This window comes from Ligilactobacillus animalis, from assembly GCF_009933595.1.
GTDB lineage: Bacteria > Bacillota > Bacilli > Lactobacillales > Lactobacillaceae > Ligilactobacillus > Ligilactobacillus animalis.
Genome location: NZ_CP047141.1, coordinates 894,229 through 919,191 on the forward strand (window position 1 = coordinate 894,229; position 24,963 = coordinate 919,191).

Annotated in this window: 25 protein-coding genes and 2 riboswitches; of the genes, 22 read left to right on the plus strand and 3 right to left on the minus strand. The window is 40.7% G+C overall.

Annotated features, from left to right (window positions below):
• Positions 1-120: 120 nt before the first annotated feature.
• The 8 genes from GSR62_RS04485 to GSR62_RS04520 all read left to right on the plus strand — a co-directional run bounded on the left by GSR62_RS04485 (position 121) and on the right by GSR62_RS04520 (position 5,760).
• Entirely contained in the window at positions 121-984 is an 864-nt protein-coding gene (locus GSR62_RS04485) for a CvfB family protein (protein WP_035448358.1), read from the plus strand.
• A 16-nt stretch (positions 985-1,000) separates the two neighbouring features.
• Positions 1,001-1,483 carry a ferric iron uptake transcriptional regulator gene (gene fur / locus GSR62_RS04490; RefSeq protein WP_029507314.1) on the plus strand — a complete coding sequence of 161 codons (483 nt, stop codon included), beginning with the start codon at positions 1,001-1,003 and terminating at the stop codon, positions 1,481-1,483.
• Positions 1,467-2,357: a site-specific tyrosine recombinase XerD gene (gene xerD / locus GSR62_RS04495; protein ID WP_010688970.1), complete on the plus strand. Its 891-nt coding sequence runs from the start codon at positions 1,467-1,469 to the stop codon at positions 2,355-2,357. Before fur ends, xerD begins: the two co-directional genes overlap by 17 nt.
• Positions 2,358-2,424: 67 nt before the next feature.
• A complete protein-coding gene (locus GSR62_RS04500) occupies positions 2,425-2,784 on the plus strand; it encodes a GNAT family N-acetyltransferase (RefSeq protein WP_035448354.1) in 360 nt (119 codons plus the stop codon).
• Complete coding sequence (locus GSR62_RS04505) at positions 2,774-3,541, plus strand: segregation and condensation protein A (RefSeq protein ID WP_066023869.1); 768 nt, start codon at positions 2,774-2,776, stop codon at positions 3,539-3,541. Before GSR62_RS04500 ends, GSR62_RS04505 begins: the two co-directional genes overlap by 11 nt.
• Positions 3,531-4,112, plus strand: coding sequence for an SMC-Scp complex subunit ScpB (scpB, locus tag GSR62_RS04510; RefSeq protein ID WP_035448351.1), 582 nt, complete (start codon positions 3,531-3,533; stop codon positions 4,110-4,112). The genes GSR62_RS04505 and scpB overlap by 11 nt, the downstream gene beginning before the upstream one ends.
• A gap of 48 nt (positions 4,113-4,160) precedes the next feature.
• Complete coding sequence (locus GSR62_RS04515; protein WP_066023870.1) at positions 4,161-4,886, plus strand: pseudouridine synthase; 726 nt, start codon at positions 4,161-4,163, stop codon at positions 4,884-4,886.
• Positions 4,887-4,939: 53 nt separating this feature from the next.
• A riboswitch (FMN riboswitch) is annotated at positions 4,940-5,066 on the plus strand.
• Positions 5,067-5,193: 127 nt separating this feature from the next.
• The gene (locus tag GSR62_RS04520; protein ID WP_010688976.1) at positions 5,194-5,760 is read left to right on the plus strand and encodes an ECF transporter S component; all 567 of its coding nucleotides are present in this window, start codon (positions 5,194-5,196) and stop codon (positions 5,758-5,760) included.
• Between the two features lie 141 nt (positions 5,761-5,901).
• On the opposite strand, the gene GSR62_RS04525 is transcribed toward GSR62_RS04520, so the two are convergent.
• Positions 5,902-7,479, minus strand: coding sequence for an Nramp family divalent metal transporter (locus GSR62_RS04525; RefSeq protein WP_066023871.1), 1,578 nt, complete (start codon positions 7,477-7,479; stop codon positions 5,902-5,904).
• Between the two features lie 213 nt (positions 7,480-7,692).
• Here GSR62_RS04525 and GSR62_RS04530 point away from each other — a divergent pair, with 213 nt between their 5' ends.
• From GSR62_RS04530 to GSR62_RS04560, 7 genes are all read left to right on the plus strand, one after another.
• Complete coding sequence (locus GSR62_RS04530; RefSeq protein ID WP_066023872.1) at positions 7,693-8,733, plus strand: helix-turn-helix domain-containing protein; 1,041 nt, start codon at positions 7,693-7,695, stop codon at positions 8,731-8,733.
• Positions 8,717-10,162: a RecQ family ATP-dependent DNA helicase gene (locus GSR62_RS04535; RefSeq protein WP_066023873.1), complete on the plus strand. Its 1,446-nt coding sequence runs from the start codon at positions 8,717-8,719 to the stop codon at positions 10,160-10,162. The genes GSR62_RS04530 and GSR62_RS04535 overlap by 17 nt, the downstream gene beginning before the upstream one ends.
• Positions 10,163-10,547: 385 nt before the next feature.
• The gene (locus tag GSR62_RS04540) at positions 10,548-11,195 is read left to right on the plus strand and encodes a LysM peptidoglycan-binding domain-containing protein (protein WP_066023874.1); all 648 of its coding nucleotides are present in this window, start codon (positions 10,548-10,550) and stop codon (positions 11,193-11,195) included.
• Positions 11,196-11,290: 95 nt separating this feature from the next.
• Complete coding sequence (gene cmk, locus GSR62_RS04545) at positions 11,291-11,965, plus strand: (d)CMP kinase (RefSeq protein ID WP_066023875.1); 675 nt, start codon at positions 11,291-11,293, stop codon at positions 11,963-11,965.
• 75 nt (positions 11,966-12,040) lie between these two features.
• On the plus strand, positions 12,041-13,234 hold the full coding sequence (rpsA, locus tag GSR62_RS04550) for a 30S ribosomal protein S1 (RefSeq protein WP_066023876.1): 1,194 nt from the start codon (positions 12,041-12,043) through the stop codon (positions 13,232-13,234).
• A gap of 93 nt (positions 13,235-13,327) precedes the next feature.
• Positions 13,328-14,638: a ribosome biogenesis GTPase Der gene (gene der, locus GSR62_RS04555; RefSeq protein WP_066023877.1), complete on the plus strand. Its 1,311-nt coding sequence runs from the start codon at positions 13,328-13,330 to the stop codon at positions 14,636-14,638.
• A gap of 207 nt (positions 14,639-14,845) precedes the next feature.
• Positions 14,846-15,121, plus strand: a complete 276-nt coding sequence (locus GSR62_RS04560; protein ID WP_004047651.1) for an HU family DNA-binding protein — start codon at positions 14,846-14,848, stop codon at positions 15,119-15,121.
• Between the two features lie 108 nt (positions 15,122-15,229).
• On the opposite strand, the gene dapF is transcribed toward GSR62_RS04560, so the two are convergent.
• Positions 15,230-16,222 (minus strand): diaminopimelate epimerase, encoded by a 993-nt coding sequence (dapF, locus tag GSR62_RS04565; RefSeq protein ID WP_066023878.1) that lies wholly within the window; start codon positions 16,220-16,222, stop codon positions 15,230-15,232.
• Between the two features lie 226 nt (positions 16,223-16,448).
• Positions 16,449-16,628: riboswitch (Lysine riboswitch) on the plus strand.
• Positions 16,629-16,706: 78 nt separating this feature from the next.
• On the opposite strand from dapF, the gene lysA reads away from it, so the two are divergent.
• The 7 genes from lysA to GSR62_RS04600 all read left to right on the plus strand — a co-directional run bounded on the left by lysA (position 16,707) and on the right by GSR62_RS04600 (position 24,074).
• Positions 16,707-18,014 carry a diaminopimelate decarboxylase gene (gene lysA / locus GSR62_RS04570; RefSeq protein ID WP_391503286.1) on the plus strand — a complete coding sequence of 436 codons (1,308 nt, stop codon included), beginning with the start codon at positions 16,707-16,709 and terminating at the stop codon, positions 18,012-18,014.
• A 45-nt stretch (positions 18,015-18,059) separates the two neighbouring features.
• Positions 18,060-18,770, plus strand: a complete 711-nt coding sequence (gene dapD, locus GSR62_RS04575) for a 2,3,4,5-tetrahydropyridine-2,6-dicarboxylate N-acetyltransferase (protein ID WP_010688994.1) — start codon at positions 18,060-18,062, stop codon at positions 18,768-18,770.
• A gap of 5 nt (positions 18,771-18,775) precedes the next feature.
• On the plus strand, positions 18,776-19,939 hold the full coding sequence (locus tag GSR62_RS04580; RefSeq protein WP_066023880.1) for an N-acetyldiaminopimelate deacetylase: 1,164 nt from the start codon (positions 18,776-18,778) through the stop codon (positions 19,937-19,939).
• Positions 19,939-20,862, plus strand: a complete 924-nt coding sequence (dapA, locus tag GSR62_RS04585) for a 4-hydroxy-tetrahydrodipicolinate synthase (RefSeq protein ID WP_066023881.1) — start codon at positions 19,939-19,941, stop codon at positions 20,860-20,862. The genes GSR62_RS04580 and dapA overlap by 1 nt, the downstream gene beginning before the upstream one ends.
• Positions 20,859-21,638, plus strand: a complete 780-nt coding sequence (gene dapB / locus GSR62_RS04590) for a 4-hydroxy-tetrahydrodipicolinate reductase (RefSeq protein ID WP_066023882.1) — start codon at positions 20,859-20,861, stop codon at positions 21,636-21,638. Before dapA ends, dapB begins: the two co-directional genes overlap by 4 nt.
• Positions 21,639-21,655: 17 nt before the next feature.
• Positions 21,656-22,732 carry an aspartate-semialdehyde dehydrogenase gene (locus GSR62_RS04595; protein WP_066023883.1) on the plus strand — a complete coding sequence of 359 codons (1,077 nt, stop codon included), beginning with the start codon at positions 21,656-21,658 and terminating at the stop codon, positions 22,730-22,732.
• Positions 22,733-22,814: 82 nt separating this feature from the next.
• A complete protein-coding gene (locus GSR62_RS04600; protein ID WP_066023884.1) occupies positions 22,815-24,074 on the plus strand; it encodes a tetratricopeptide repeat protein in 1,260 nt (419 codons plus the stop codon).
• Positions 24,075-24,109: 35 nt separating this feature from the next.
• Here the strand turns inward: GSR62_RS04600 and GSR62_RS04605 are convergent, their stop codons facing one another.
• On the minus strand, positions 24,110-24,943 hold the full coding sequence (locus GSR62_RS04605) for a site-specific integrase (RefSeq protein ID WP_066023885.1): 834 nt from the start codon (positions 24,941-24,943) through the stop codon (positions 24,110-24,112).
• Positions 24,944-24,963: the final 20 nt, after the last annotated feature.

The window sequence follows — 24,963 nt, forward strand, 5'->3', positions numbered from 1 at the left end:
TTTCTGAGAACATAATGATAATCTATGATATATTTAACGCAACAATTCGCAATCCATAGTGTTTTTAGGTAAAATAGAAAAAGAAGTTTCTAGTCAGAATAGTTAGGGAGCATAATAATAATGTTAAAAAATTTAATTGGACGCAATATAACTGCTATGGTCATTGATGAAAATGCAGATTATGTTTTTGCGCAAAAAGAAGGAACAACTTTTAGGATCGCCAAGAGCGAACTTTTGAAGTTACCTAAACCAGGGGCTATGATCTCAGGCTTTGCTTATGAAAATGAAGATCATGAATTACAGTTGACTAAAACTGAACCCAAGAGTGGTTTTGATCGTTATGCATGGGGTGAAGTAAAGAAGGTCCAACGTGGCTTAGGGGTCTTTGTTGATATCGGTCTACCTAACAAAGACATCGTAGTTTCGACTGATACTTTACCTGAATTGCAAAATCTTTGGCCTAAAGCAGGCGACCGTTTGATGATCGCTTTACGTGTAGATGATAAAGGCCGTCTTTGGGGCGAATTAGCTACAATGGAGATGTTTAAAGCTGTAGGTGATGCTGCAAGTCAAAAGATGATGAATAAAGACGTGATCGCAACGGTCTACCGTTTGAAGATGGTGGGTTCATATGTCATTACTAAAGATTACCAATTAGGCTTTATTCATCCGTCAGAACGTGATCAAGAACCGCGTTTAGGTCAAGAAGTTAAGGCCAGAGTGATCGGGATAAGACCAGATGGGACATTGAATCTTTCATTACGTCCACGTGCTTATGAAGCTATCAGTGATGATGCGCAAATGCTTCTAGCTGCTTTACAACATAATGCAGAAGGCCGTTTGCCGTTTACAGATAAGAGTGATCCGGCTGAGATCAAAGTCTATTTTGGAATCAGTAAAGGACAATTTAAACGCGCAGTTGGGCATTTGATGAAAGCTGGCTTAGTTGTGCAACGAGATGGATATTTGATCTTAGTCAAATAGAGTATAGAAAGGAAGGATGACCTTGGATCAGTTAGCAAAGATCGAACAAAAGTTACATGCACAAGGTTTTAAATTAACACCTCAAAGAAGAGCCACGATCGCAGTGTTACTTGAGCATCAAGCTAGGCATCTTTCGGCCGAAGAGGTTTATTCCTTACTCCATCAAAAACATCCTGAAGTTGGTTTAGCAACTGTTTATCGGACCTTGGACGTTTTGGCCGAGATCCAGATCGTCAATAAGATAAGTTTTGAAGATGGGATCGCACGCTTTGACCTAAAAACAAGTGATAAGGGACATTTTCATCATCATCTTGTATGTAGTGTTTGTGGCAATGTGACTGAGATCTACGAAGATATGCTGATCGACGTTGAAGAACGACTCGCCCGGCAATATCATTTTGAGGTCACAGATCATCGGCTAACTTTTTTGGGTATTTGTCAAGATTGTCAACGAAAACAAGTGATCAAGGAAGTGAAAGACGATGCCTCCAACATCTGAAGTGATAGCTGATTATTTGCATTATCTCATGGTCGAACGTGGTCTATCTAAAAACACACTTCTGAGTTATGGGCAAGATCTGCGCCAGTTTGCAGCATTTTTAGAGCAAAAAAAAGTTACGCTGACTCAGGTCGATCGTGATCTGATCATGTTGTATTTAGAGAGCCAATTACAACATCAAAAAGCCAGGACCACGATCAGTCGTTGTATTACAAGTTTAAGGCGTTTTTTTCGCTATTTGATGCAAGAAGAGCTCGTCACTAAAGATCCGATGCAACTGATCGAATTACCTAAAAAAGAAAACCATCTGCCGGAAGTATTGTCAGTGTCTGAAGTTGAAATGTTACTTCAGACACCTGATGTAGAAAAGCCATTGGGGTTACGTGACCGTGCGATCTTAGAATTGATGTATGCGACTGGATTACGAGTCAGTGAGGTCATCAATTTGAAATTAGCTGACCTACATTTAGAGTTAGGGATCATCCAAACACTAGGTAAGGGTCAAAAAGAGCGGCTCGTCCCGATCGGAGATACAGCTGTAATGTGGGTCCAGCGCTATTTAAAAACGGCGCGTCCTAAACTATTGCGAACACCAAATGATTATTTATTTTTAAATTTTCACGGAAATCAATTGACTCGTCAGGGGATCTGGAAAAATTTGAAACAGCAGGTCAAATTGGCGGGGATCAAGAAAAATGTGACTCCACATACGTTGCGACATTCATTTGCGACCCATATTTTAGAAAATGGAGCTGATCTGCGGATCGTCCAAGAACTATTAGGGCATGCAGATATTTCAACAACGCAACTCTATACGCACTTATCTAAGAAACGCTTAGCTAAGATCTACAATGAAGCTCATCCGCATGCGTGATTGTCTTTCGCGTGAATTTGTGGTAATCTAGCATAATCAGATGAGCAATTAGCTATTGGAGGAGAAAATGCTTTATAAGTATAAAAGCGACTATGAAAAAATCGCAATGGGATTGTTATCGTTTATCCCCGATTTAAAAGAGATCGCTAATTTGAAGACGGAAATTGAATGGTACGAAGCTGACAGCTCGCATGTGCTATATTTATGGAAGAATGAGAATCGTGATTTTGTCGGTGTTTTAGGGACCGAAATAAATGAAGATTTCATCATGGTACGTCAGATAGCAGTAACACCAACGGAAAGAAGTCAAGGACTGTGCTTTTTGATGCTAGATAATTTAGCCGAACTCTATCCGGATAAGAAGATAATGGGTAATATTGAAGCTTCGTCCTTGATAGCTAAATGGGAGCACCATAATGAAAAATGAAGCGACGCCAAATGTAAAAGAGTTACTATTTAAAGTTCCTGATTTTGAGGGGCCGTTAGATCTATTGTTGCACTTGATCAAGAAAAATCAAATGGATATCTATGATATTCCGATGGCGGAAATAACTACCCAGTATATTGACTACTTGCACCAGTTAAAGGAAATGCAATTAGACATTGCTGGGGAGTATTTGGTTACAGCTTCGATGCTGGTCAATATTAAAAGTAAGATGCTTTTACCAAATGAGCAAGCTAGCCTACAAACAGACGATGAAGTTGAAGATCCACGTGAAAGTTTAGTGCAACAATTGCTATTACACCAAACATTTCAAACTGCTGCCCAGAATATGCGCGGTTATGCTGATGAAAGGATGAAGTTATATCCGCGTGAACAAGCGCTCGTACCAGCTGGTGCTAGTTTAGGGAAACTTGACCCTGATAGCTGTGATATAACTGCATTGCAGAAAGCATTTGCACGTTTGATGCTCAAACGTAAGGCCCAAAAACCAGTTATGCGCAAGATCGAATCAGAACGTTATTTCTTAAAAGATCAGATCACGCGGGTCGAAAAATTGGTCAGGCAAGCAAAAGAGCCGATCGAATTTGAGGATCTGTTTGCAGCAAATGCAGCCTTAGAGCTAGTGGTGACGACCTTTTTAGCACTTCTTGAATTGGTCAAACAAGGAGCAATCAGAGCCACACAAGAAGATATTTTAGGACCAATAAAATTAGTGAGTGGTGAAGTAAATGCTGTCTAATCAAGCTAAAATAGAAAGTTTGCTGTTTGTAAGTGGAAATGAAGGCATAACAGCGCGCGAGCTTTCACAGTTGACAGGGATCATGAAACCGGCTGTCTTAGATCAGTTAGCTTTGATCGAAAAAAAATATAAACAGGATGCCAACACCGCCTTAAAGTTGATCCATGCAGAAGAGCGTTATCGGTTGGTGACTAAGAAAGCTGTGACTGAGCTAGTTAAACAGTATTTTGAATCACCGGCAATGACGGAATTATCTTCAGCTGCATTAGAAACGTTGGCCGTAGTGGCTTATAAACAGCCTGTGACTCGGATCCAGATCGATGAGATCCGTGGAGTGCAATCAAGTGGGATGTTGCAAAAGCTGTTAGTGTTAGATCTGATCAAAGAAGCTGGTCGAATGGATGCTCCTGGTCGTCCGATCATGTATGCAACAACGGAAAATTTCCTTAATTATTTTGGGATCGAATCGCTAGCACAATTGCCTGAATTACCACAAGATGACGAAAAAAATGAAGCTACTTCAGATGATCTAATGTCATTATTTAACGACGCATTAGATGATGAAGAGTAGTTGATAGTGAAAGGAAAAAACTGCAGTTGCTGCAGTAGGTGACTAAAAATGGCAGAAAGACTGCAAAAAGTGATGGCTAACGCTGGGGTGGCTTCTCGGCGTGCCAGTGAAAAGATGATCTTGGACGGACGGGTTCGAGTTAATGGTAAGGTCATCAAAGAATTAGGTCAAAAAGTTGACGGAAATGACGTGATCGAGGTCGGTGGACACTTGATCGAACGCGAAGAAAAGGTCTATTACCTTTTCTATAAGCCACGTGGCGTTATCAGCGCGGCTAAAGATGATAAGGGTCGTAAAGTGGTGACTGATTACTTTACTGATTATAGTGAACGTGTATATCCCGTTGGACGGTTAGATTATGATACTTCTGGTCTGCTTTTATTGACCAATGATGGAGAACTAGCTAATCGTTTGATGCATCCACGTTATAAAGTCAACAAGACTTATGTGGCTAAAGTCAAAGGAATTGTCCAAAATGATGAGTTAAAGCAACTACGTGTGGGCGTTCGCTTAAAAGATGGCAAAAAGAGTGCCCGGGCTAAGGCCAAGATCTTGTCTTTAGATAAAAAAAGTGATACTTCGATCGTGTCGTTGACGATCCATGAAGGTCGAAATCATCAGGTCAAGAACATGTTGCAAGCTGTCGGACATCCTGTTAAGAAGCTCAAACGTGAAACATATGGCTTTTTGACCTTAGCTGGATTGACTTCAGGGCAATATCGTGAGTTGACACGTGAAGAAGTAAAAGCTCTTTATGAGCTAGGAAATAAGTAAGTTACTTGTTTTTTTTAAGTTAGTATGCTAAAATAACTGTGATAATAATTTAGGTTTATCTTCAGGGCAGGGTGTAAATCCCGACCGGCGGTAAAAGTCCGCGACTCCTCGTTTATTGCGAGGACTGAACTGGTGTGATCCCAGTACCGACAGTTAAAGTCTGGATGAAAGAAGATAGGTTTTATATACATGGGTGGAGTGGATGCTTTACCGATGAAAATAGACCTCTGTTGCTCAAGATGAACAACAGGGGTCTATTTTTGATATAGGATCTACTGTGAGATGGACCTCTTAGGAGGAATTAGCTTTGGCAGTAAAACGTTGGGTAGTAGCAGCTTGCTTAGCTGCTATCTCGTATCTTTTGATGTTTCTATCATTTGTGATAGTTCCGATCGTACCTTTTATGAAGTTAGATTTTTCGGATATTCCGATCTTATTGGCTTTCTTTATTTTAGGTCCATTAGGTGGGATACAGGTCGCATTTCTACGTTCCTTGTTGTATTTTCTGATCACAGGGCCGTCATTACCACAATTGATCGGCGTCAGCTTGAGTTTTGTGGCGACGTTAGCGTTTTGTTTACCACTTTACTATTTGCTCAAAAACAAGTCATTGGTATGGCAAAATGTTGTAGGAGCTATTTTAGGGGCCACGCTGAGCTTAACAGTTGTATTAGCCTTACTTAACTGGCTTGTGACGATCCCGCTATATATGAGCTTGTTAGGGATGAAATTAAGCATTCCTTTAGGACAGATGATTTTATTTGGAGTCGTACCATTTAATTTGATCAAGGGGATCGTGATCGGTGCAGCTTTTATTTTGATCTATAAAAAGTTAAGTGTTTGGATCGAACATAAAAAATATCTCCAATCATAATAAAAAGAGGGCTCATAGCGAAAGAATTTTGCTATGAGCCTGTTTATTTAGAATTTAACAGTATAAAAATATCCGATCAAATTTCTCAAACATGGAATTTGATCGGATATTTTTAGCTTAGGCTAGTAGTTTTTCAGCCAATTATTTGTTATTACCTGCTTGGTAGGCAGCTAATTTTTCAGCATAGCGCTTATTACCTTTGTATAGCTCATACATTGTCCAGATCAAGAGCGCTGCGATCACAACGATCAAGGTATAAGCAATTCCGTTAGCTAATTGAAGTTGAGCAGCTGATGGCTTATCACCGAAGAAACCAGCCACCATATCTGGTAAGCCCTTGAAATCAAGGATCGTTAAGGTCAAGACAGAAAGCCAACCTAGAACTTTGACCCAAAGAGAGTTTTTGAAACGTTCGCCCATTTCAGTCTTACTATTTGTCATCATCAATAATGGTAACATTGAGAATGGTAAGGCTAAGGACAAAAATACTTGAGAATTGATCATCAAGTTGTTTAGCGCTTCGTGTTCTTGTTCAGCACTTTGACCAGCTGAAAGTGAAACACAGACCAAAACCGGGATAACAGAGATCAAACGTGTGATCAAGCGACGTGCCCAAAGTGGCATCTTCAAATGAACGAAACCTTCCATGATAACTTGACCAGTCAATGTACCTGTGATAGTTGAGTTTTGACCAGAAGCAAGCAAGGCAACAGCAAAGAGTACAGAAAGGATACCTGATTTAGCAACCGAGATCAAGACACCGTTACTGAGCATTGATGTATCAGATAAAGCTTCGTAAAGACCAAAGAATGATGGATCATCTACTGCACCGCTCTTGAAGACCGCTACACCCATGATCAAAAGTAATGAGTTAACGACAAAAGCAGCACTCAATTGAATGTTAGAATCCCAAGCTGAGAAACGTACAGCTTCGGCAACGTCTTCTTCGTTGTTATGATCGATCTGACGAGTTTGGGAAACAGCAGAGTGTAAGTACAAGTTATGTGGCATGACCGTTGCTCCGATGATCCCTAAGGCACCGTTCAATGGTGTCATACCATGAACTTCAGGTGAAGTTGCAAAAGTTTGTGAAGTTGGAATGAAACCTGCAAAAACAGCACCCCAATCAGGATTTGACAATGCAACTTGGTAAGTGAAGACGAACAAGATAACTAAAATTAAAGCAACAACGATCGCTTCGATCTTTCTAAAACCGATTTTTGTTAATAAAAGCAAAAGTAAAACGTCAAATACGGTAATAAATACGGCAAATACTAGTGGGATACCGAATAAGAGATATAAGGCGATCGCAGCCCCGATAACTTCAGCGATATCAGTAGCCATGATAGCTAACTCGGTCAAGATCCATAAAATGATCCCGAGCGTCTTGCCTGTTCTGGCACGGATCGCTTGGGCTAAGTCCATCCGGCTCACGATACCAAGTTTGGCAGCCATGTATTGTAAAAGCATCGCGATCAAACTTGACATCAAGATAACGGACATTAATAGGTATTGGAAGTTTTGTCCACCGGTGATGGAGGTTGACCAGTTACCTGGATCCATATAACCTACCGCAACTAAGGCACCTGGGCCAGAGTAGGCAAATAGGGTCCGCCAAAATCCTTTCCCTTTAGGCACTGTAACAGTACCATTGATTTCCTCTAATGAGGGACCATTCGCATATTCAACGAGTTTGTGTTTTTCGTGTTTTTTATCCACAATAAAAACCGTCCTTCCTTTTTTAGGTACTTAGACATTGTACACCTTATTAAGCCAAATTAAAAGTATTTTTTAGGTGTGCCTTACAAAAAATATTTTTAACCTAACTTATGTTGTTTGAAACAAATTTAGAAGAATTATTCAGGTTTAGCAAAAAAATCAGCAAATTTAGCGTATATTATATAGTGAAGACTTTTAGTGGGAGGTGGGCATATGGATTATGGATCAGAAAAATGGTTGCTTTATTTCTCTGAGAGTCAGCCGAGACGCCCCGCCGTCATTCGTCAACTCTTGAGTAACCATCTAACGACTTCGGCTTTATTTTGGGGGAGGGCATATGGACTTTTAGATATCATTGCTTTACCGCTAGATATAAATAACTTCGAGCCTACATTAGATGAACTATGCCAAAAGAAGTTGCTAGTGGAGACTTCGAAAGGGATGTGTTTGACTGCTAAAGGTAAATTACGGGTCGAAGAATTGAAAAGTAAGCACCAATTTTTGCGTGAACCGGCCTTTTTTAATGGATTTGATCTTAAGGGCTGGGAGAAGCAATTTTATTTATTAGTTCAAGTTGCGTCAGAATTGAGCTATCAAAATAATAAATATTTTGCGATCACCAATGATTTTAGAACGCAACAACTTTTCAAAAACTGGTTCAGACGATATGGAAAAGCTACATTATTAGAGGAGATAACGACATCATTGACTGATTTCTTAGCACATGAGCCTAAGTTGGATGCGCAACTCTTTTGTGAACAATTAACGGGACATGGACGTTTAGGACAGACTAAAGCACAATTAGCTGCAAGATATCGACTACAAATTGCTGAGATCGAGATGGGCTGGCGCGATATGTGTGCTCGATATGCTAAATATTTGCTTGAACAAAACTTTGAGCTGGCAAAGCTTGTTTTGAATTATAAACGCCTATCTAACTTGCCGGCTAGTACAGAGAAGACATATACTTTGTTTTTAGCGGGTAAAAGTATTGAAGAGATCGCAAATTTACGAAGGATACGGAAGAGTACAGTCCAAGAACATCTTTTAAATGTAGCTATTCTAGCAGATGATTTTCCAAAAGAACAGTTGTTGTCACCGAAGATAAAAAAGCAGATCGTGGATCTTTTTGAAAACTGTCCAGTCTTAGACTGGAAGTTTCAACAATTGCATGAAAGCTACCCTGAGATCTCATTTTTTGAGTATCGTTTATGCCAAATAGAAAGGATAATTGCAGGTGAAAGAAAAGCTTGAAGCCATCTTGAAAAGTGAATTTGGCTATCCAACATTTAAAACTGGTCAAAAAGAGACGATCGAGTCTTTATTAGCTGGTAAAGATACTTTAGCTATTTTGCCGACGGGAACTGGAAAATCTCTGTGCTACCAGTTTATCAGAAAATATCTAAAGCGTTCAGTATTGATCGTTTCACCCTTGATATCACTGATGCAAGATCAAGTCGAGCAACTGCGGTACAGTGGTGAAAAAGCGGTAGTTGCTCTAAATTCACAATTGAGTTTTGCTGAGAAGAGATTTGTATTACAAAATATTGCTAGTTTTCAATATATCTATGTTTCACCGGAAATGTTGGGCTCGGCTGAAGTTTTGAACGCACTTGGTCAATTAGAGTTAGGACTGTTTGTCATCGATGAAGCCCACTGTATCTCGCAGTGGGGACCTGATTTTCGACCTGAGTATCTAAATTTAGGCAAAATCAGAAAAAAGCTACATGAGCCCCTGACTTTAGCCTTGACTGCAACGGCAACTCCTAGAGTAGCACAAGATATAACTGCTAGTCTGGGATTAGCACAGACAGGAAATGTGATCCGATATCCGGTTGATCGGCCCAATATCTATCTAGGAACACAAAGTTTTATAAATGAACCCGAAAAACTTGCGTATCTCCTAGAATTACTTCCTAAGTTAAACGGGAAGGGAATCATTTACTTTTCAAGTAAGAAAAAAGCTGACGAAATAAACGAAAATTTGGTAACTAAGGGATTCAAGAGTGCAGTTTATCACGCTGATCTAGAGCTGACAGAACGTTTTTTGGTACAACAACAATTCTTAAATGATCAATTAGATGTTATTTGTGCAACTAGTGCTTTTGGAATGGGGATCAATAAGCCTAATATCCGGTATGTGATCCACTATCACATGCCAAATGATCTTGAAGCTTATGTGCAAGAGATCGGCCGTTGTTCGCGTGACGGGAAACCTGGGATCGCAGTGCTACTATATGAGCCTGGTGATCTAAAACGTCAGGAATTTTTGATTGAAAAAACCTTGCCTAACCCCCAACAGATCCGGTATTTTACCAAACACCAAGAGTTGCTCCAAAACTTTCCCAGTGAAGAAATGCAATTATTAGCACGGCTGTTAGCTAATGGTTATCAAAAAGATCAGATAGAGACATTGGTGAAAAAGCGTCAGACTGAACGTAATGTTGCTTTACAAAAAATGCATCAATATCTTAAAACTGGTAACTGTAAACGCCAATTTATCGCGCAATATTTTGGTGATAAAGTTGAAAACATCCATGGCTCAGGAACTTGTTGTGGCGCTGGTCAAGCGCTCCCATTAGAAAAACTTGGCTTATTAGGAGAGCCGGCAGTAAAGGTGGGTGAAATAAACGAGCTGGACTATCGCGAGATCTTACAGCAATTGTTTAAAGAAACTAACTAAATGAGAATTTCAAGCGATTATTTATATATTTTTAGGAGTATTTATGCTATTATATTTTGTAATATTAGTAGTTTTGTGAGTACTATGAGCTAATTGTAAAAACAAGCTATCGTTTATGAATGTCAACTAAAAAGTTAGAATGTGGAGCTGACATTTAATTACTTTGATATTGTTTTATACTGTTATCGGCGGTATCATAAATTTATGTAGCAAGCTCTAAGAGATATTATAATTGCTTCTAAACTATATAGTTTGCCATGCATGTATGGCATTAATGGTAATAATAAATTTTTAAGAAAGGAAAAAACTATATTTCTTTTTGATCATGACACTAAGTGATCTTAGTAGCATGATTCCATATTTATATAGTGGGATTTTAATAAAAATGAGTCGAAAGAATAACGACCACACCAAAAAACCTTGGGAAAAGACCTTTGAAGAGATAAAAGATGATAAGGGAAATTACTCGCGTAGAGCTAGCCGGCAGAGCAATAAACGAAATACGATGCTGACAACGATCTTATTGGGTGTCTTTGTGGTCATCATTGTAAGTACGATCGTATTTTACTTTGTTTCACAACGGGCCTCTAGGCAAACTGTAAGTACCGATGATTCGATCGAAGTGGTCTCTTCAAGCGAAAAAAAATCATCTTCGAGTAAGAAAAAGGCTGTGGCTAAGAAAAGTTCAAGCAAAAAGAAGGATACAACTAGAGAATCTAAGTCAAAAAAGAGTTCAGATACGCAATCTGATAGTACTGATAGCACACCACAAGCGCAAGCAAGTAGCGAACAGCCTGCAAATCACGAAAATCAAGCAAATGCTGAACACCAAGCAGCTGAAAGTTCACAAGAATCGCAACATTCAGAAGAACAATCTTCCCAACAAGAGCAGTACATCTCTGTTCCAGCAGGGCAAGGCTTGTATCGGGTAGCGGTCAATAATGGTTTGACGCTAGATCAGTTATTGCAGTTGAATCCAGGCTTAACAGCTAATTCAAGTATTTCACCAGGACAACAGATTCGTGTAAAATAAGCTTTAGAATAATAAAAGAGAGGAAAAACAATAAAAATGTGTCCTTAGTTTTCTTGGGACACATTTTTATCTGTTTAAATGGGGTATATTATAGTATGCAAACAAAAATGCAAATTGCGATCGATGGGCCCGCTTCTGCAGGTAAGAGTACCGTTGCAAAGTTAGTCGCTAAAAAATTAAATTACATTTATTGTGATACAGGCGCAATGTATCGCGCCACAACTTGGAAAGCACTCCAAACAGGTGTTGCACTAGATGATGATCAAGCTCTAGGGAAAATGCTCGAGACGATGGAATTGAGCTTTAAGCCTAGTGACCCAGAACAATTAGTATTTGTTGATGGAACAGATGTGACAACTGCGATCAGATTGCCAGAGATCACTAATAATGTTTCACTTGTCTCAGCTCAACCAAGTGTGCGCAAAAATTTAACTGAGCGTCAACAACAGATCGCAAGTGAAGGCGGGATCGTGATGGATGGACGTGATATTGGTACGACCGTTTTGCCAAAGGCTCAAGTAAAGATCTTTTTAGTTGCGAGCGTACACGAGAGAGCTTTACGGCGCTTTAAAGAAAATCAAGCTAAAGGTATCGATACGCCATTAGCTAAACTTGAAGCTGAGATCGAAGCCCGTGATTATAAAGACTCACACCGTAAAGTTTCGCCATTGACTAAGGCAGATGATGCGATTTTATTGGATACTACTTCACTAGATATTGCACAAGTTACCGATGAAATCATGAAAATTGTTAAAAATACAGAGAAATAGGTAATTTAACTAGCATTTTGAACTGCTTTCAGTTAAAATGGTTATTAGAGTTAGTCGTTAAGGAGGACAAAGTCCATGAGTGAATCAGAAAACAAGGATTTATTAGAAGCTTTAAACAGCGTTAAACCAGTTAAGGTTGGCGACGTTGTCAAAGGCGAAGTGTTGGCATTTGATGATAAAAAGCAAGTTATCGTAGGGATCGAAGGCACCGGTGTTGAAGGTGTTGTTCCTGCACGCGAATTGAGCGTTAAAGCAGATGAGATCGAAGATAACATCAAAGTTGGCGATGTGCTTGACTTAGTTGTTATTTCTAAGATCGGTTCTGACAAAGAAGGCGGTAGCTACTTATTATCACAACGTCGCCTCGAAGCCCGCAAAGTATGGGATGAAATCGAAAAGAAATTTGAAGCAGGTGAAACTATCACAGTTCCTGTAACTCAAATTGTAAAGGGTGGCTTAGTTGTTGACGCTGGCGTTCGTGGCTTTGTCCCTGCATCAATGGTTTCTGACCATTTCGTTGAAGATTTCAACCAATACAAGGGTCAAGAACTTGAACTTAAGATCGTTGAGATCGAACCAAGCGAAAACCGTTTGATCTTATCTCATAAAGAAATCGTTCAACAAGAACGTGAAGCTAAGAAACAAGAAGTTATGTCACAACTTGCAGCCGGCGATGTGCTTGATGGTAAAGTTGCGCGCTTAACTAACTTTGGTGCGTTTATCGACCTTGGTGGCGTTGACGGTTTAGTTCACGTTTCTGAAATTTCCTACGAACGTGTTGGCAAGCCATCTGATGTCTTGAAAGTTGGCGAAGATGTTAAGGTCAAAGTGTTAGCTGTCGATCCTGAAAAAGATCGCATCTCACTTTCTATCAAACAAACATTGCCACAACCTTGGGACAATATTGAAGAAAAAGTTGCTGAAGGTGACGTTCTTGATGGCAAGGTAAAACGTTTGACAAGCTTTGGTGCATTTGTTGAAGTATTCCCAGGTGTTGAAGGCTTGGTACACATTTCACAAATTTCACACAAGCATATTGCTACACCAAATGAAGTTTTGACATCTGGCCAAGACGTTAAAGTCAAAGCCTTGAATGTTAACGGTGCAGACCGTCGTTTAGCATTATCTATCAAAGCTTTACAAGAAAAACCAGCAGCTAATAAAAAAGAAGTTGAAGTTGTCGAAGAAGAACATGTTGAAATTCCAGAAGAAGATACAGGTTTTACTTTAGGCGACTTAGTCGGTGACGACTTAAAAAATGAAGACTAATCTCACATAATTGAGATTCATTTTGACTGGCCCAAGCGTAAAAGGTTTTGGGTCAGTTTTTTTGCTAAAACATTATTATAAGGAGTGATTAAAATGGCTAATCCAGTCGTTGCGATCGTTGGACGTCCAAATGTCGGGAAATCAACGGTTTTTAACCGGATCGCTGGTGAGCGGATCTCTATTGTTGAAGATACCCCTGGTGTGACTCGTGATCGTATTTATGCGAAGAGCGAATGGCTCGGACAACCCTTTAATTTGATCGATACAGGTGGGATCGATATGGGGGATGAACCATTTTTAGCCCAAATTACCGAGCAAGCTCAAATCGCGATCGATGAAGCTGATGTGATCGTTTTTGTGACAAGCGTCAAAGAAGGAGTCACGGATGCTGATGAAAAAGTAGCAAAGATCTTATATCGAACTGATAAACCAGTTATTTTAGCTGTAAATAAAGTAGATAACCCTGAACTTAGAAGTGAGATCTATGATTTCTATTCATTAGGGTTTGGCGACCCAATGCCACTTTCTGGAACTCACGGGATCGGTACGGGTGACTTATTAGATAAGGTCTGTCAGGCATTTCCTAAAGATGGAGCTAAAGAACAAGATGATTCGATCAAATTTAGCTTTATCGGACGCCCTAATGTCGGTAAGTCTTCTTTAGTCAACGCGATCTTAGGTGAAAACCGCGTGATCGTTTCTAACGTTGAAGGCACAACGCGTGATGCGATCGATACGAAATTCGTGGCTGAAGATGGAACGGAATTTACGATGATCGATACTGCAGGGATCCGTAAAAAAGGTAAAGTTTATGAAAATACAGAAAAATATTCTGTTTTACGGGCCATGCGTGCGATCGATCGTTCTGATGTCGTTTGCGTTGTTTTAAATGCTGAAGAAGGTATTCGTGAACAAGATAAACACGTAGCCGGCTATGCGCATGAAGCAGGACGTGGGATCATCATCGTTGTCAATAAGTGGGATACTTTGAAAAAAGATAACCACACGATGAAAGAGTTTGAAAAGACGATCCGGCAAGAGTTCCAATACTTGAGTTATGCACCGATCGTATTCGTTTCAGCTAAGACGCATCAACGCTTAGAACAATTACCAAAATTGATCGAGCGTGTAAATCACAACCATGAACGCCGTATCTCATCAGCTGTCTTGAATGATGTTATCATGGATGCGATCGCGCATAATCCAACCCCAACAGACAATGGACGTCGATTGCGGGTCTACTATGCGACTCAAGTGGCCACTAAGCCACCAACATTTGTCGTCTTTGTTAATGACCCAGAATTGATGCACTTTTCATATGAACGTTTCTTGGAAAATCAGATCCGAGCAGCGTTTGATTTTGAGGGTACACCGATCCATGTGATCGAAAGACGGCGTAAATAATCAAAGATAAAAAATTAAAAAAATTATGCCTAAATTTATCTTATTTTTTCAAAAAAATGATTAAAAACGTTGCTATATTAGGCTTTCTGTGCTATCTTATTAACTGAGCAATGATTTGTTAGTCATTGTTTCACCATTTCTGGCTAGTTTAGAAATGGACAAGAAGATATGCCTATATCTTTATCTTCACTTGAGGAGGTGAAACACATGGCAAACAAAGCACAATTGATCGAAACTGTTGCTGAAAAGACAGGTTTGACAAAGAAGGACGCAACTGTTGCAGTTGATGCAGTTTTTGGTTCTATCCAAGACTACCTTAAAGAAGGCGAAAAAGTTCAATTAATCGGCTTTGGTAACTTTGAAGTTCGTGAACGTGCAGCTCGTAAGGGTCGCAACCCACAAACTGGTAAAGAGATCCAAATCCCTGCAAGCAAGGTACCTGCATTCAAACCAGGTAAGGCGCTTAAGGATGCTGTTAAATAAGATTGACTTATTTTAGCTTCGACCCTTGATATATCAGGGGTCTTTTTTTGTATTAAAAAATACTGGAGCCATAGTTGATTTGAAGTCAACCATGGCTCCAGTATTATATTAGGCATTTAGATGTTGGATAAATTTTAAGTAAGCTTCTTGTTCACCGGTCGCTTGGATCTGACAAACATTGGGAGTAACTGTATTGTGATGTAAGTGATTTTCAGCAACTAAAATATCATGGGTGAAAGTTGCATTTCCGATCAACTGGATCTTAAATTGATCATCTAATTGTTGCACTTTAGTTTTGACCATTCCCCCGGGATTGAAGACTGTTATCTCTTGCGTGAGATCGCAGTGCTCGGGATGACTGAGATAAAAGGCTAAACTTGTAGCCGACATTCCAGTCCCACAAGCATTAGTAAAACCTACGCCCCGTTCGTAAGTACGCACAAATAGCTTGTTTGGACCTAGGATCTGAGCAAAGTTGACGTTGACACCATCTGGAAAATACGGGTTTGGGGCATTTAACTTAGCGCCTAATTCGCCTAAAAATGTTCCAGCTTTCTCAATATCGGGTACAAAACTGATCAAGTGGGGATTGGGTACGGCCATGATCGTAAAGTGTAATTTTTCCTGAGGGTCAAATTCCGCCAAGGGACGATCGATGACCTGCTCAGCTCCTAGGTTATCAAAGGGAAGATAGCGCTTCTCAAAATGAACGGGTGAGATCTCAACGCCAAAAGCAGGAACATTAGGCGCTAGGTCGGCTTGTTTTTGGACTTCTAGGTCACTTTGGCGAGTCTGAACTTTAAAAGCTGTCAGCGCGTGTTTTTCGGCAAAATAACGCGCAACTGTACGCAGACCATTACCGCACATTGATGCTTCGCTCCCATCAGCATTGATAACGCGCATTTGTGCCACCGTGTTGGGAGTAGAACTCTTTTGAACGACTAGGACGCCATCCGCGCCACCTAAGATACCGGAAGTTTTAGTCGTGAGTGTTTTGGTCAGTGTGACCAATTCTTGTTCGGTCAAAGGTGTAGTCAGTAATGTTTGATCTAAGATAAAAAAACTATTCTGTGATCCATGAACTTTTTTTAAGTTGATCATGAATATCCCTCCAATTTTTTAAGCGAATAAGGGCTTATTTTCCCCCATCTTGTATGATGAGAGGCAATCTCGCTTTAATTTTTCGATAACTGAATTGTATCATTTTTAATTTTAATGACAAGAGTCAAATATATAAAATTCTAGATTTTTTTATAAAAAAACCGATTTTCAAAAAAATAATATTAAAATCCCTTGACGTATCACATTAAAAATTATAGTATTATGTTAAATCGAAGAGGCGCAACTGACATGAGTAAGGTTCTTTAGCTGCTATAACAGTGTTTGAGTGGTCCTTGAAAGGGGAAGTTGCCGAAGTTTTAGGTGTTTATAGACACTTAACGCTGGGTTGTGGTTTAAGAGATCACAGACTGTCGCAAACTAAACTTTGCGGAGTGCTATCGATCAAACAGAATTTTGCAATTATTCCAGCAAGATCTTTTTAGGCGATAGGACTAAAAAGATCTTTTTTTTGTGCAATTTATTTATTGGAGGGGAACTTATGACGTTACCAACGAATAACGCCGGTCATTTGACGATCGGCGGTGTAGATGCGATCAGCTTAGCCCATCAATACCAAACTCCATTGGTCGTATATGATGTGGCTTTGATCAAGGAGCAGATCACTAAATTTAAACGAGTTTTTGAAGAGCAAGCTGTTGACTATGAAGTCAGCTATGCTAGTAAGGCATTTTGTTCGGTAGCAATCTACCAAGTGATCAATGAATTGGATTGTCATACAGATGTTGTTTCCGGTGGTGAATTAGCAACTGCTTTAAAAGCTGGTTTTCCCGCTGAAAAGATCAGTTTCCATGGAAATAATAAGTCGATCGCTGAACTTGAATTTGCGATCAAAGCCGGCGTCGGTGTGATCATCGTGGATAATTTTTATGAGATCGAACTTCTACAGAGGGTCTTACGGGAGCAAAAAGCTAAAGCTAAAGTCATCTTGCGCGTGACTCCGGGTATCTCAGCGCATACGCATGAATATGATCAAACGGGCCAGATCGATAGTAAATTTGGGTTTGATCTAGCTTCGGGGCAAGCTGATAAGGCTTTGACTCAGTTACTGGCTGACCCGCAGATCAAGGTTTTAGGGCTCCATGCACATATTGGTTCCCAGATCTTTGAATTAGGTGGCTTTGAGTTAGTTGGTCAAAAATTGATGGAAGTGGCTCATTCTTGGAAGCAAAAATACGATTATACAACTAAAGTTATCAACGTTGGTGGTGGTTTTGGTATCAAATATACCGCTGAAGATGATCCGATGGCACCAGAAAAATTTGTCGAGCAGATCATTAAGGCGGTAAAGCAAAAGGCGCTGGAATATGAGTTGGAGCTTCCAGCAATTTGGATCGAGCCCGGGCGTTCGATCACAGGACCAGCTGGATATAACCTATATACAGTCGGGGCACGAAAAGATATTCCAGACCATTTATCGTATTTAGCAGTTGATGGTGGCATGGGAGATAATATTCGCCCCGCCTTATATCAAGCTAAGTATGCAGCTGTTTTAGCTAATGAGCCAAACGCCAAAGTGACTCAGACAGTGCATTTAGCTGGAAAATACTGTGAATCAGGGGATATTTTGATCGATAAATTAGCTTTACCTGAAACAAAACCAGGTGACATCATCGCGCTGTTAGCAACGGGGGCATACGGTTATGCGATGGCTTCAAATTACAATCGTAACCCACGTCCCGCAGTTGTTTTTGTTGAAAATGAGCAGGCTAAACTAGTGGTCAAACGTGAGACTTACGCTGACTTATTGAAGTTGGATCTACCTTATAAATAAAATCAAGAAAGGAAAGCTACTTTTTGGTAGTAGCAATTAAAGAACATGGCAGAATTAAACGCACAAGAAATTATCAATTTTATCGCAAACGCAGACAAGAAGACACCGGTCAAAGTTTATTTGAACGCTTCGATCGCTGACCTTGATATTCCAAATGAGATCAAAGTTTTTGGCGGGGCAGATAGTGCTGTATTATTTGGTGACTGGCAGGTCGTCAAACCATTTTTAGCCACTAACCAAACTAAGATCAAAGACTATGTGATCGAAAACCAAACGCGAAACTCCGCTGTACCGTTACTAGATCAAAAAGATATCAATGCGCGGATCGAACCCGGCGCTTTGATCAGAGATCAGGTCTTGATCGGTGATAATGCAGTCATCATGATGGGGGCGATCATCAACATTGGAGCCGAAATCGGTGCTGGTTCAATGATCGATATGGGGGCTGTTTTGGGTGGCCGTGCGATCGTAGGTAAGAATTGTCATATCGGTGCGGGGACTGTTTTGGCGGGGGTAGTCGAACCAGCGTCGGCAACGCCTGTGATCATCGAAGACGATGTTTTGATCGGCGCTAATGCTGTTGTTTTAGAAGGTGTTCGGGTCGGTAAAGGCGCAGTCGTGGCTGCTGGTGCGATCGTGACTAAAGATGTTGAACCTTACAGTGTCGTTGCCGGGGTACCAGCTAAGTTTGTTAAATACACTGATGAAAAGACCAAAGAAAAGACAGGCTTAGAAGATGATTTAAGAAAGTTGTGAGCAAAATGTTAAGTGAAAGTAAGTTGACAAAGATCTATCAAGAGTTGCATCAGATCCCCGAGTTAGCACTAGAAGAAGTCAAAACGAAAGCATATTTACAACAAGAGATCGCTAAATTAGATCAAAGTTACTTAGAGATAAAAGAGATCCCTGAGTTGCCAACGGCTTTATTGGTCAAAGTGCGGGGAAGTGCCCCTAAAAAAACGCTCGGCTATCGCTGCGATATCGATGCGTTGCCCCTCACAGAAGAAACAGGCTTAGAGTTCAGCTCGAAAAATCCTGGGGTGATGCACGCTTGTGGTCATGATATCCATATGACAGTGGCATTGGGAGTCTTAGCTTATTTTACAACTACTCGTCCTAAAGATGACTTGATCTTTTTCTTTCAACCAGCTGAAGAAAGTAAGAATGGTGGTAAATTAGCTTATGAATTAGGCGTTTTTAGTGGAGAGTGGCGCCCCGATGAATTCTATGCTTTGCATGATGCACCTGAACTGCCTGCTGGTGCGATCGGATGTAATTTAGGAACATTATTTGCAGGAACAACTGAAGTCGATATCCATTTGTACGGCAAAGGAGGCCATGCAGCTTATCCCCATCAAGCCAATGACATGATCGTCTGCGCTAGTGCTTTGATCATGCAGGCGCAAACGATCATCTCGCGCAATGTCGATCCAACTAAGGGTGGTGTCTTAACGTTTGGTGAACTAAAGGCTGGTACGATCAGAAATGTGATCGCTGGTAAAGCGGTGATCAAAGGCACCATTCGTGGCTTGACCCAAGAGATGATCACCTTGATCCAAAAAAGATTACAGGAGATCTGCGATGGTGTAGCCCAGAGTTTTGATGCTCGAGTCGAGCTTACCTTGAATCAAGGTGGTTATCTACCCGTTGAAAATGATCCTGTATTGACGGCTTTTTTCATTGAACATATGCAAAAAGCGCCAGATGTTGAATTTATCGAGACTGAGCCGAAGATGACCGGGGAAGATTTTGGATACTTACTTTCCAAATTTCCTGGGACGATGTTTTGGTTAGGTGTAAATGATGTCCATGCTTTACATAGCAATAAGCTAGTGCCTGATCAAACAGCGATCCTCAAGGGAGTCAATGCAATAACTGGGTTTTTATGTGCCCGTATGAAACAAGAGAAAGAAGTGGATGCTTAATGTTAACCAGATCACAGATCATAACCGCGATCGTGACCCCATTTACGGCTGAAGGGCAGATCGATTATCCTACCTTAGAAAAATTGACTGAACACTTGTTACAAAGTGGGACCCAAGGCTTTGTGATCGGCGGTACAACGGGTGAGACGCCAACTTTGACACATCAAGAGAAATTAACGCTTTACCAAAAGTTTGCCCAAATAGTTGCTGGACGTGTTCCAGTGATCGCTGGTTGTGGAACGAATGCGACTCAAGCGACTTTAGAATTTATCAATGAAGTTGCAAAGATCACGGGAATAGATTACGCTTTGGCCGTAGTACCTTATTACAATAAACCAGATCAAGCTGGGATAAGAGCACATTTTGAATATTTGGCTAAAAAGGCTGAGCTTCCCTTGATCATGTATAATATACCTAGTCGGACTGGTGTCAAACTCGATAAAGAAGTGATCGTAGACTTAGCCAAATTGGATAACATTGCTGGGGTAAAACAATGTGGCAGTCTAGATGAGCTGGCATATATCATCGAGAATACACGTAATGAAGCTTTTAGTGTCTTTACTGGTGAGGATGCACAGGCTTTAGCAGCTAAGAAATTAGGCGCAGTTGGAGTTATTTCGGTGGCGGCACATATTTACGGTGAGCAAATGACACAAATGTATCAAGCATTTGCTAAAGCTGATCAAAGTAAAGCTAAGGCATTGGAACAATGGTTGCTCCCTAAGATGCAAGCTTTGTTTATGTATCCTTCACCAGCTCCAGTCAAAGCCGTGTTGAATGCCCAGGGCTTTGCTGTTGGTGGGCTTAGGTTACCGTTGCTTGCTTTAAATGAGGCTCAACAACAAGAATTAGCATCAAGCCTAGGATTAGCTAAAAATGCTTTATCAAAACGATTACCATTAGATTTGGGGGAGACAAAATGATCAATATTTTAGTTGCAGGTTATTCAGGTTCAATGGGCCAACAGGTCTTAAAGTTGATCGATGAGACACCTGATTTTGAATTGGTGGCGGTTTTTGCTTTAGGAGCTACCGAAAGTGATCGTCAACGCTTTGGTCTTGGTGAGCAGGTCAAGATCTACAATGAGCTGTCGCAGATCGAACATGGAGCTGATGTTTGGATCGACTTTACCGCTCCGAGTGCTGTGTTTGAAAATGTCAAATTTGCTTTAAAACACGGGATGCGTCCCGTAGTGGGAACTACAGGTTTGACCGATGAAGAGTTAGCTGAACTTAAGCAGTTAGCTTTAGCTCAGCAGCTAGGTGGCTTGGTGGCACCTAATTTTGGGATGTCAGCGGTATTATTGATGAAATTTGCCAAAGAAGCAGCCAAATATTTCCCTGATGTTGAGATCATTGAAATGCATCATGATAATAAAAAAGATGCACCCTCAGGGACAGCCTTGATGACAGCCAAGTTGATCGCACAAAATCGCGTACCGCATCATCAAGGAGCAAAGGATGAAACTGAGACCCTAGCGCATGTACGTGGCGGTGACTATGAAGGTATCAAGCTCCACTCAGTTCGTTTGCCAGGATATGTGGCTCATGAACAGGTCCTTTTTGGTGGTGCAGGTGAAGCCTTGACGATCCGCCAAGATTCATTTGATCGGGCTTCGTTTATGAGCGGTGTCAAGCTTGCGGTGCAAAAGGCTAAGGCATTAGACGGTTTAATCGTTGGATTAGAAAATATTTTATAAAAAGAAGGTAAAGTAAAATGAGAGAATATACAGTTGCTATTTTAGGTGCTACTGGTGCGGTGGGTTCACGGTTGATCGAACAATTAGAACAGTCAACGATCCCAGTCAAGAAGGTCAAATTGCTTGCTTCCAAGCGTTCGGCAGGTAAACAGCTCAGTTTTAAGGGCCAAGCGATCACGATCGAAGAGGCAACACCAGAGGTATTTGAAGGTGTTGATCTAGTTTTAGCTTCAGCTGGTGGTGCTGTTTCTAAGCAATTGCTCCCTGAAGCAGTTAAGCGCGGGGCGGTCTGTGTCGATAATACGAGTGCTTTTCGGATGGAGCCAGAAGTACCGCTAGTCGTCCCAGAAGTCAATGAACAAGCTTTATTTGAACACCGTGGGATCGTAGCTAATCCTAATTGTTCAACGATCCAAATGATGGTCGCTTTAGAACCGATCCGCCAAAAATTTGGCTTAGAACAGATCATCGTTTCGACTTATCAAGCAGCTTCAGGCGCAGGTCAAACTGCTTTAGATGAAATGCTTTCAGAGGCCAAAGATTATTTGAATGGGGAGACAATGGAAGGTAAGATCTTTCCAGTCAAGGGTGACAAGAAGCATTATCCACTAGCTTTTAATCTTTTGCCACAGATCGATGTCTTTGAAGAAGATGGTTACTCACATGAAGAGTGGAAGATGATCCATGAAACTAAAAAGATCATGCAAGGTGACATGAATGATCCAAAACTCAAAGTGACGGCGACCTGTGTTCGGGTCCCAGTCGTGATCGGCCACGGTGAATCGGTCTACTTTAAGACGGCAGATACCACTTTGACAGCTGAACAAGTCAAAGGAACGCTTAAAACTGCTCCTGGAGTCGTTTTACAAGATGATCCGGCTCACCAAGAATACCCACAGCCACTGACAGCTGAAGGTAAACGTGAGACTTTTGTGGGACGGGTACGTGCTGATAAGGAAAATCCGGGTAGTTTTAACATGTGGATCGTGTCAGATAATTTGTTGAAGGGAGCTGCATGGAATACAGTTCAGATCGCTGAACGCCTAGTTGAAAATGATCTCGTACATGTTCCAGCGGATCCATATTTAGGTTAATACCAAAGAAGTCGTTATTAATTTAGCGACTTTTTTATGTTATGATGGTAGCTAGAAGTTATTAAGTAAAGGTGGTAACCACATGACTTATTCGGAAGAAACACTAGATCATTTAGCGCAAGGAGATTTTACCAAAGCAAATGAAACTTTAGAGCTTGCGTTGACTAGGGATGAAGACGATATGCTATACAGTTTGGCCGAAGAGCTGTATTCACTAGGCTTTTCTGAGATGGCAGCTAAAGCATACGAAACTTTAGTCAAACGCTATCCCAATGAAGATAGCTTAAAGACCGCCTTAGCTGAGATCCAGATCGGTGAAGGTAATGATGATCAAGCCTTAGCGATCTTATCTCAGATCACTCCGGAATCAAATGCTTATTTAGAAGCTCTTTTAGTTAGCGCTGATCTTTATCAGACGCAAGGGGCTTTTGATGTCAGTGAACAAAAATTGCTAACGGCTTATCGATTAGCACCAGATGAACCGGTGATCGAATTTGCTTTAGCTGAGTTATACTTTAACATTAAAGAATATCGTAAAGCAGCTCAATTTTATCGTTCCTTGTTAAAACAAGGGATCTTAGAGTTTTCCCGGGTCAATTTAGTGGCTCGTTTGGGTCTTTCTTATGCCGGCTATGGCAAGTTTGAGACTGCATTAGGCTATTTAGAACAGATCCCAGAAGAACAACTCGATAACGATACGTTGTTCCAATTAGCCTTTACCCAACGTGAATTAGGTGATCTTGAAGCTGCGACGGCCAACTTTGAGAAGTTGCGTGAACGTACGCCAGATTATGTGACGGTCTATCCATATTTAGCTGATCTCTACGAACAAGCGGGTCAGTTTGGTCAAGCTTTGATCACGGCCCAAGAAGGTCTAGCCGTGGATGAATTTAATGAAGCCCTATACCAAAAAGCCAGTCAATTAGCTGCTAAATTGGGCAAAAACAAGGAAGCAACTGATTACTTGAAAGAAGCCTTAGCGTTAGATCCAAGTAATTTAACGCTAGTTTTGGAATTGAGTAACCAATTATTGGCTACGCAACAAGATCAAGAAAATATCGAACTTTTGAAAGATTATTTGGCTAAAGATGAAGTTGATCCGCAGATCTATTGGAATCTAGGGCGTTCATATGCCAACTTGGATGATTATGAACAGGCTTTGACTAATTACGAAACAGCTGCTCGTTATTTAGATGACAATGCTGAATTTTTAAGGGATGCAGCTTTCTTCTTTAGAAATGCAGGGCGCCGTACTGAAGCTAGTGCAGCAGCTAAAGCTTACCTCATGCAAGTTCCGACTGATTATGAAGTCGAAGATCTATTAGATGAATTACAATATTGATAGCAAAAAAGCGCTCGAATTCGGGCGCTTTTTTGCTATTGAAGTTCGTATCTGATCAGTTCTTGCCGATAATAGTTGAGTGAAGTCCCATCAAGATGCAATTTGTCACTAAGTTGTTGCTCATTTAAGTGTTGTTCGGTCAATAGAGCATGGAAGATCGCAGCTTGGTAGAACTTACGTGGGATCAAAGGTAAGAAGCATTTAGGTTGGTCAGCTTTGAGATATTTATGCAAGCCAGGCAAAGTCAGCCGGGGTTCAACTAGATTGATCCGCTGTTTTAAGAAAAGATCTTGACTGTGCTGTTTAGTTTGCAAAGGAGCAAGATATTCTTTAAAGCGGTCTAAGAAGAGCTGTTCATTGGGGGCAAAGTTTTCCGTGTCTAATATCTGATAAAAGCCACTTTGTAAGATCTCGGTGATCGTATAATAGTGTGAGATAAATAATAAAGTGGCACGCGTGTAATACGATAAGTCATCGTTTTCCAGCAATAGCGGTAGTTCTTCTTGCCAATTTACCGGGACCAGCTCATTTTTAGAGCGTTTTAGTCCTTTTAATGGTAGAGTAGGCAAGCTAGTTGAAAGACGTTCATTGAAGAGAAACGCAAAATAAACATTAAGGTGTGTCAGATATTTGTTGTAAGTCGTATTTTTGATCTCCCGTTTGACTTGGAGCATGTTTAAATAATCACGGATATCGCTTTCGGTCAGGTTAGAGAGATCAGGATCCGTGCGGTAAAGGCTGTTGAAATTTCTTAGATAGTTGAAGAGATCGGCGACATCACGACAAAGATCATCACAAGTATTTTTTTCAAGCACCCGATCGTATTCTAAATAATGCCGAAATCTATCTTCATAAGGGAATTGTGCCATATTTACCCACCTCGATAATA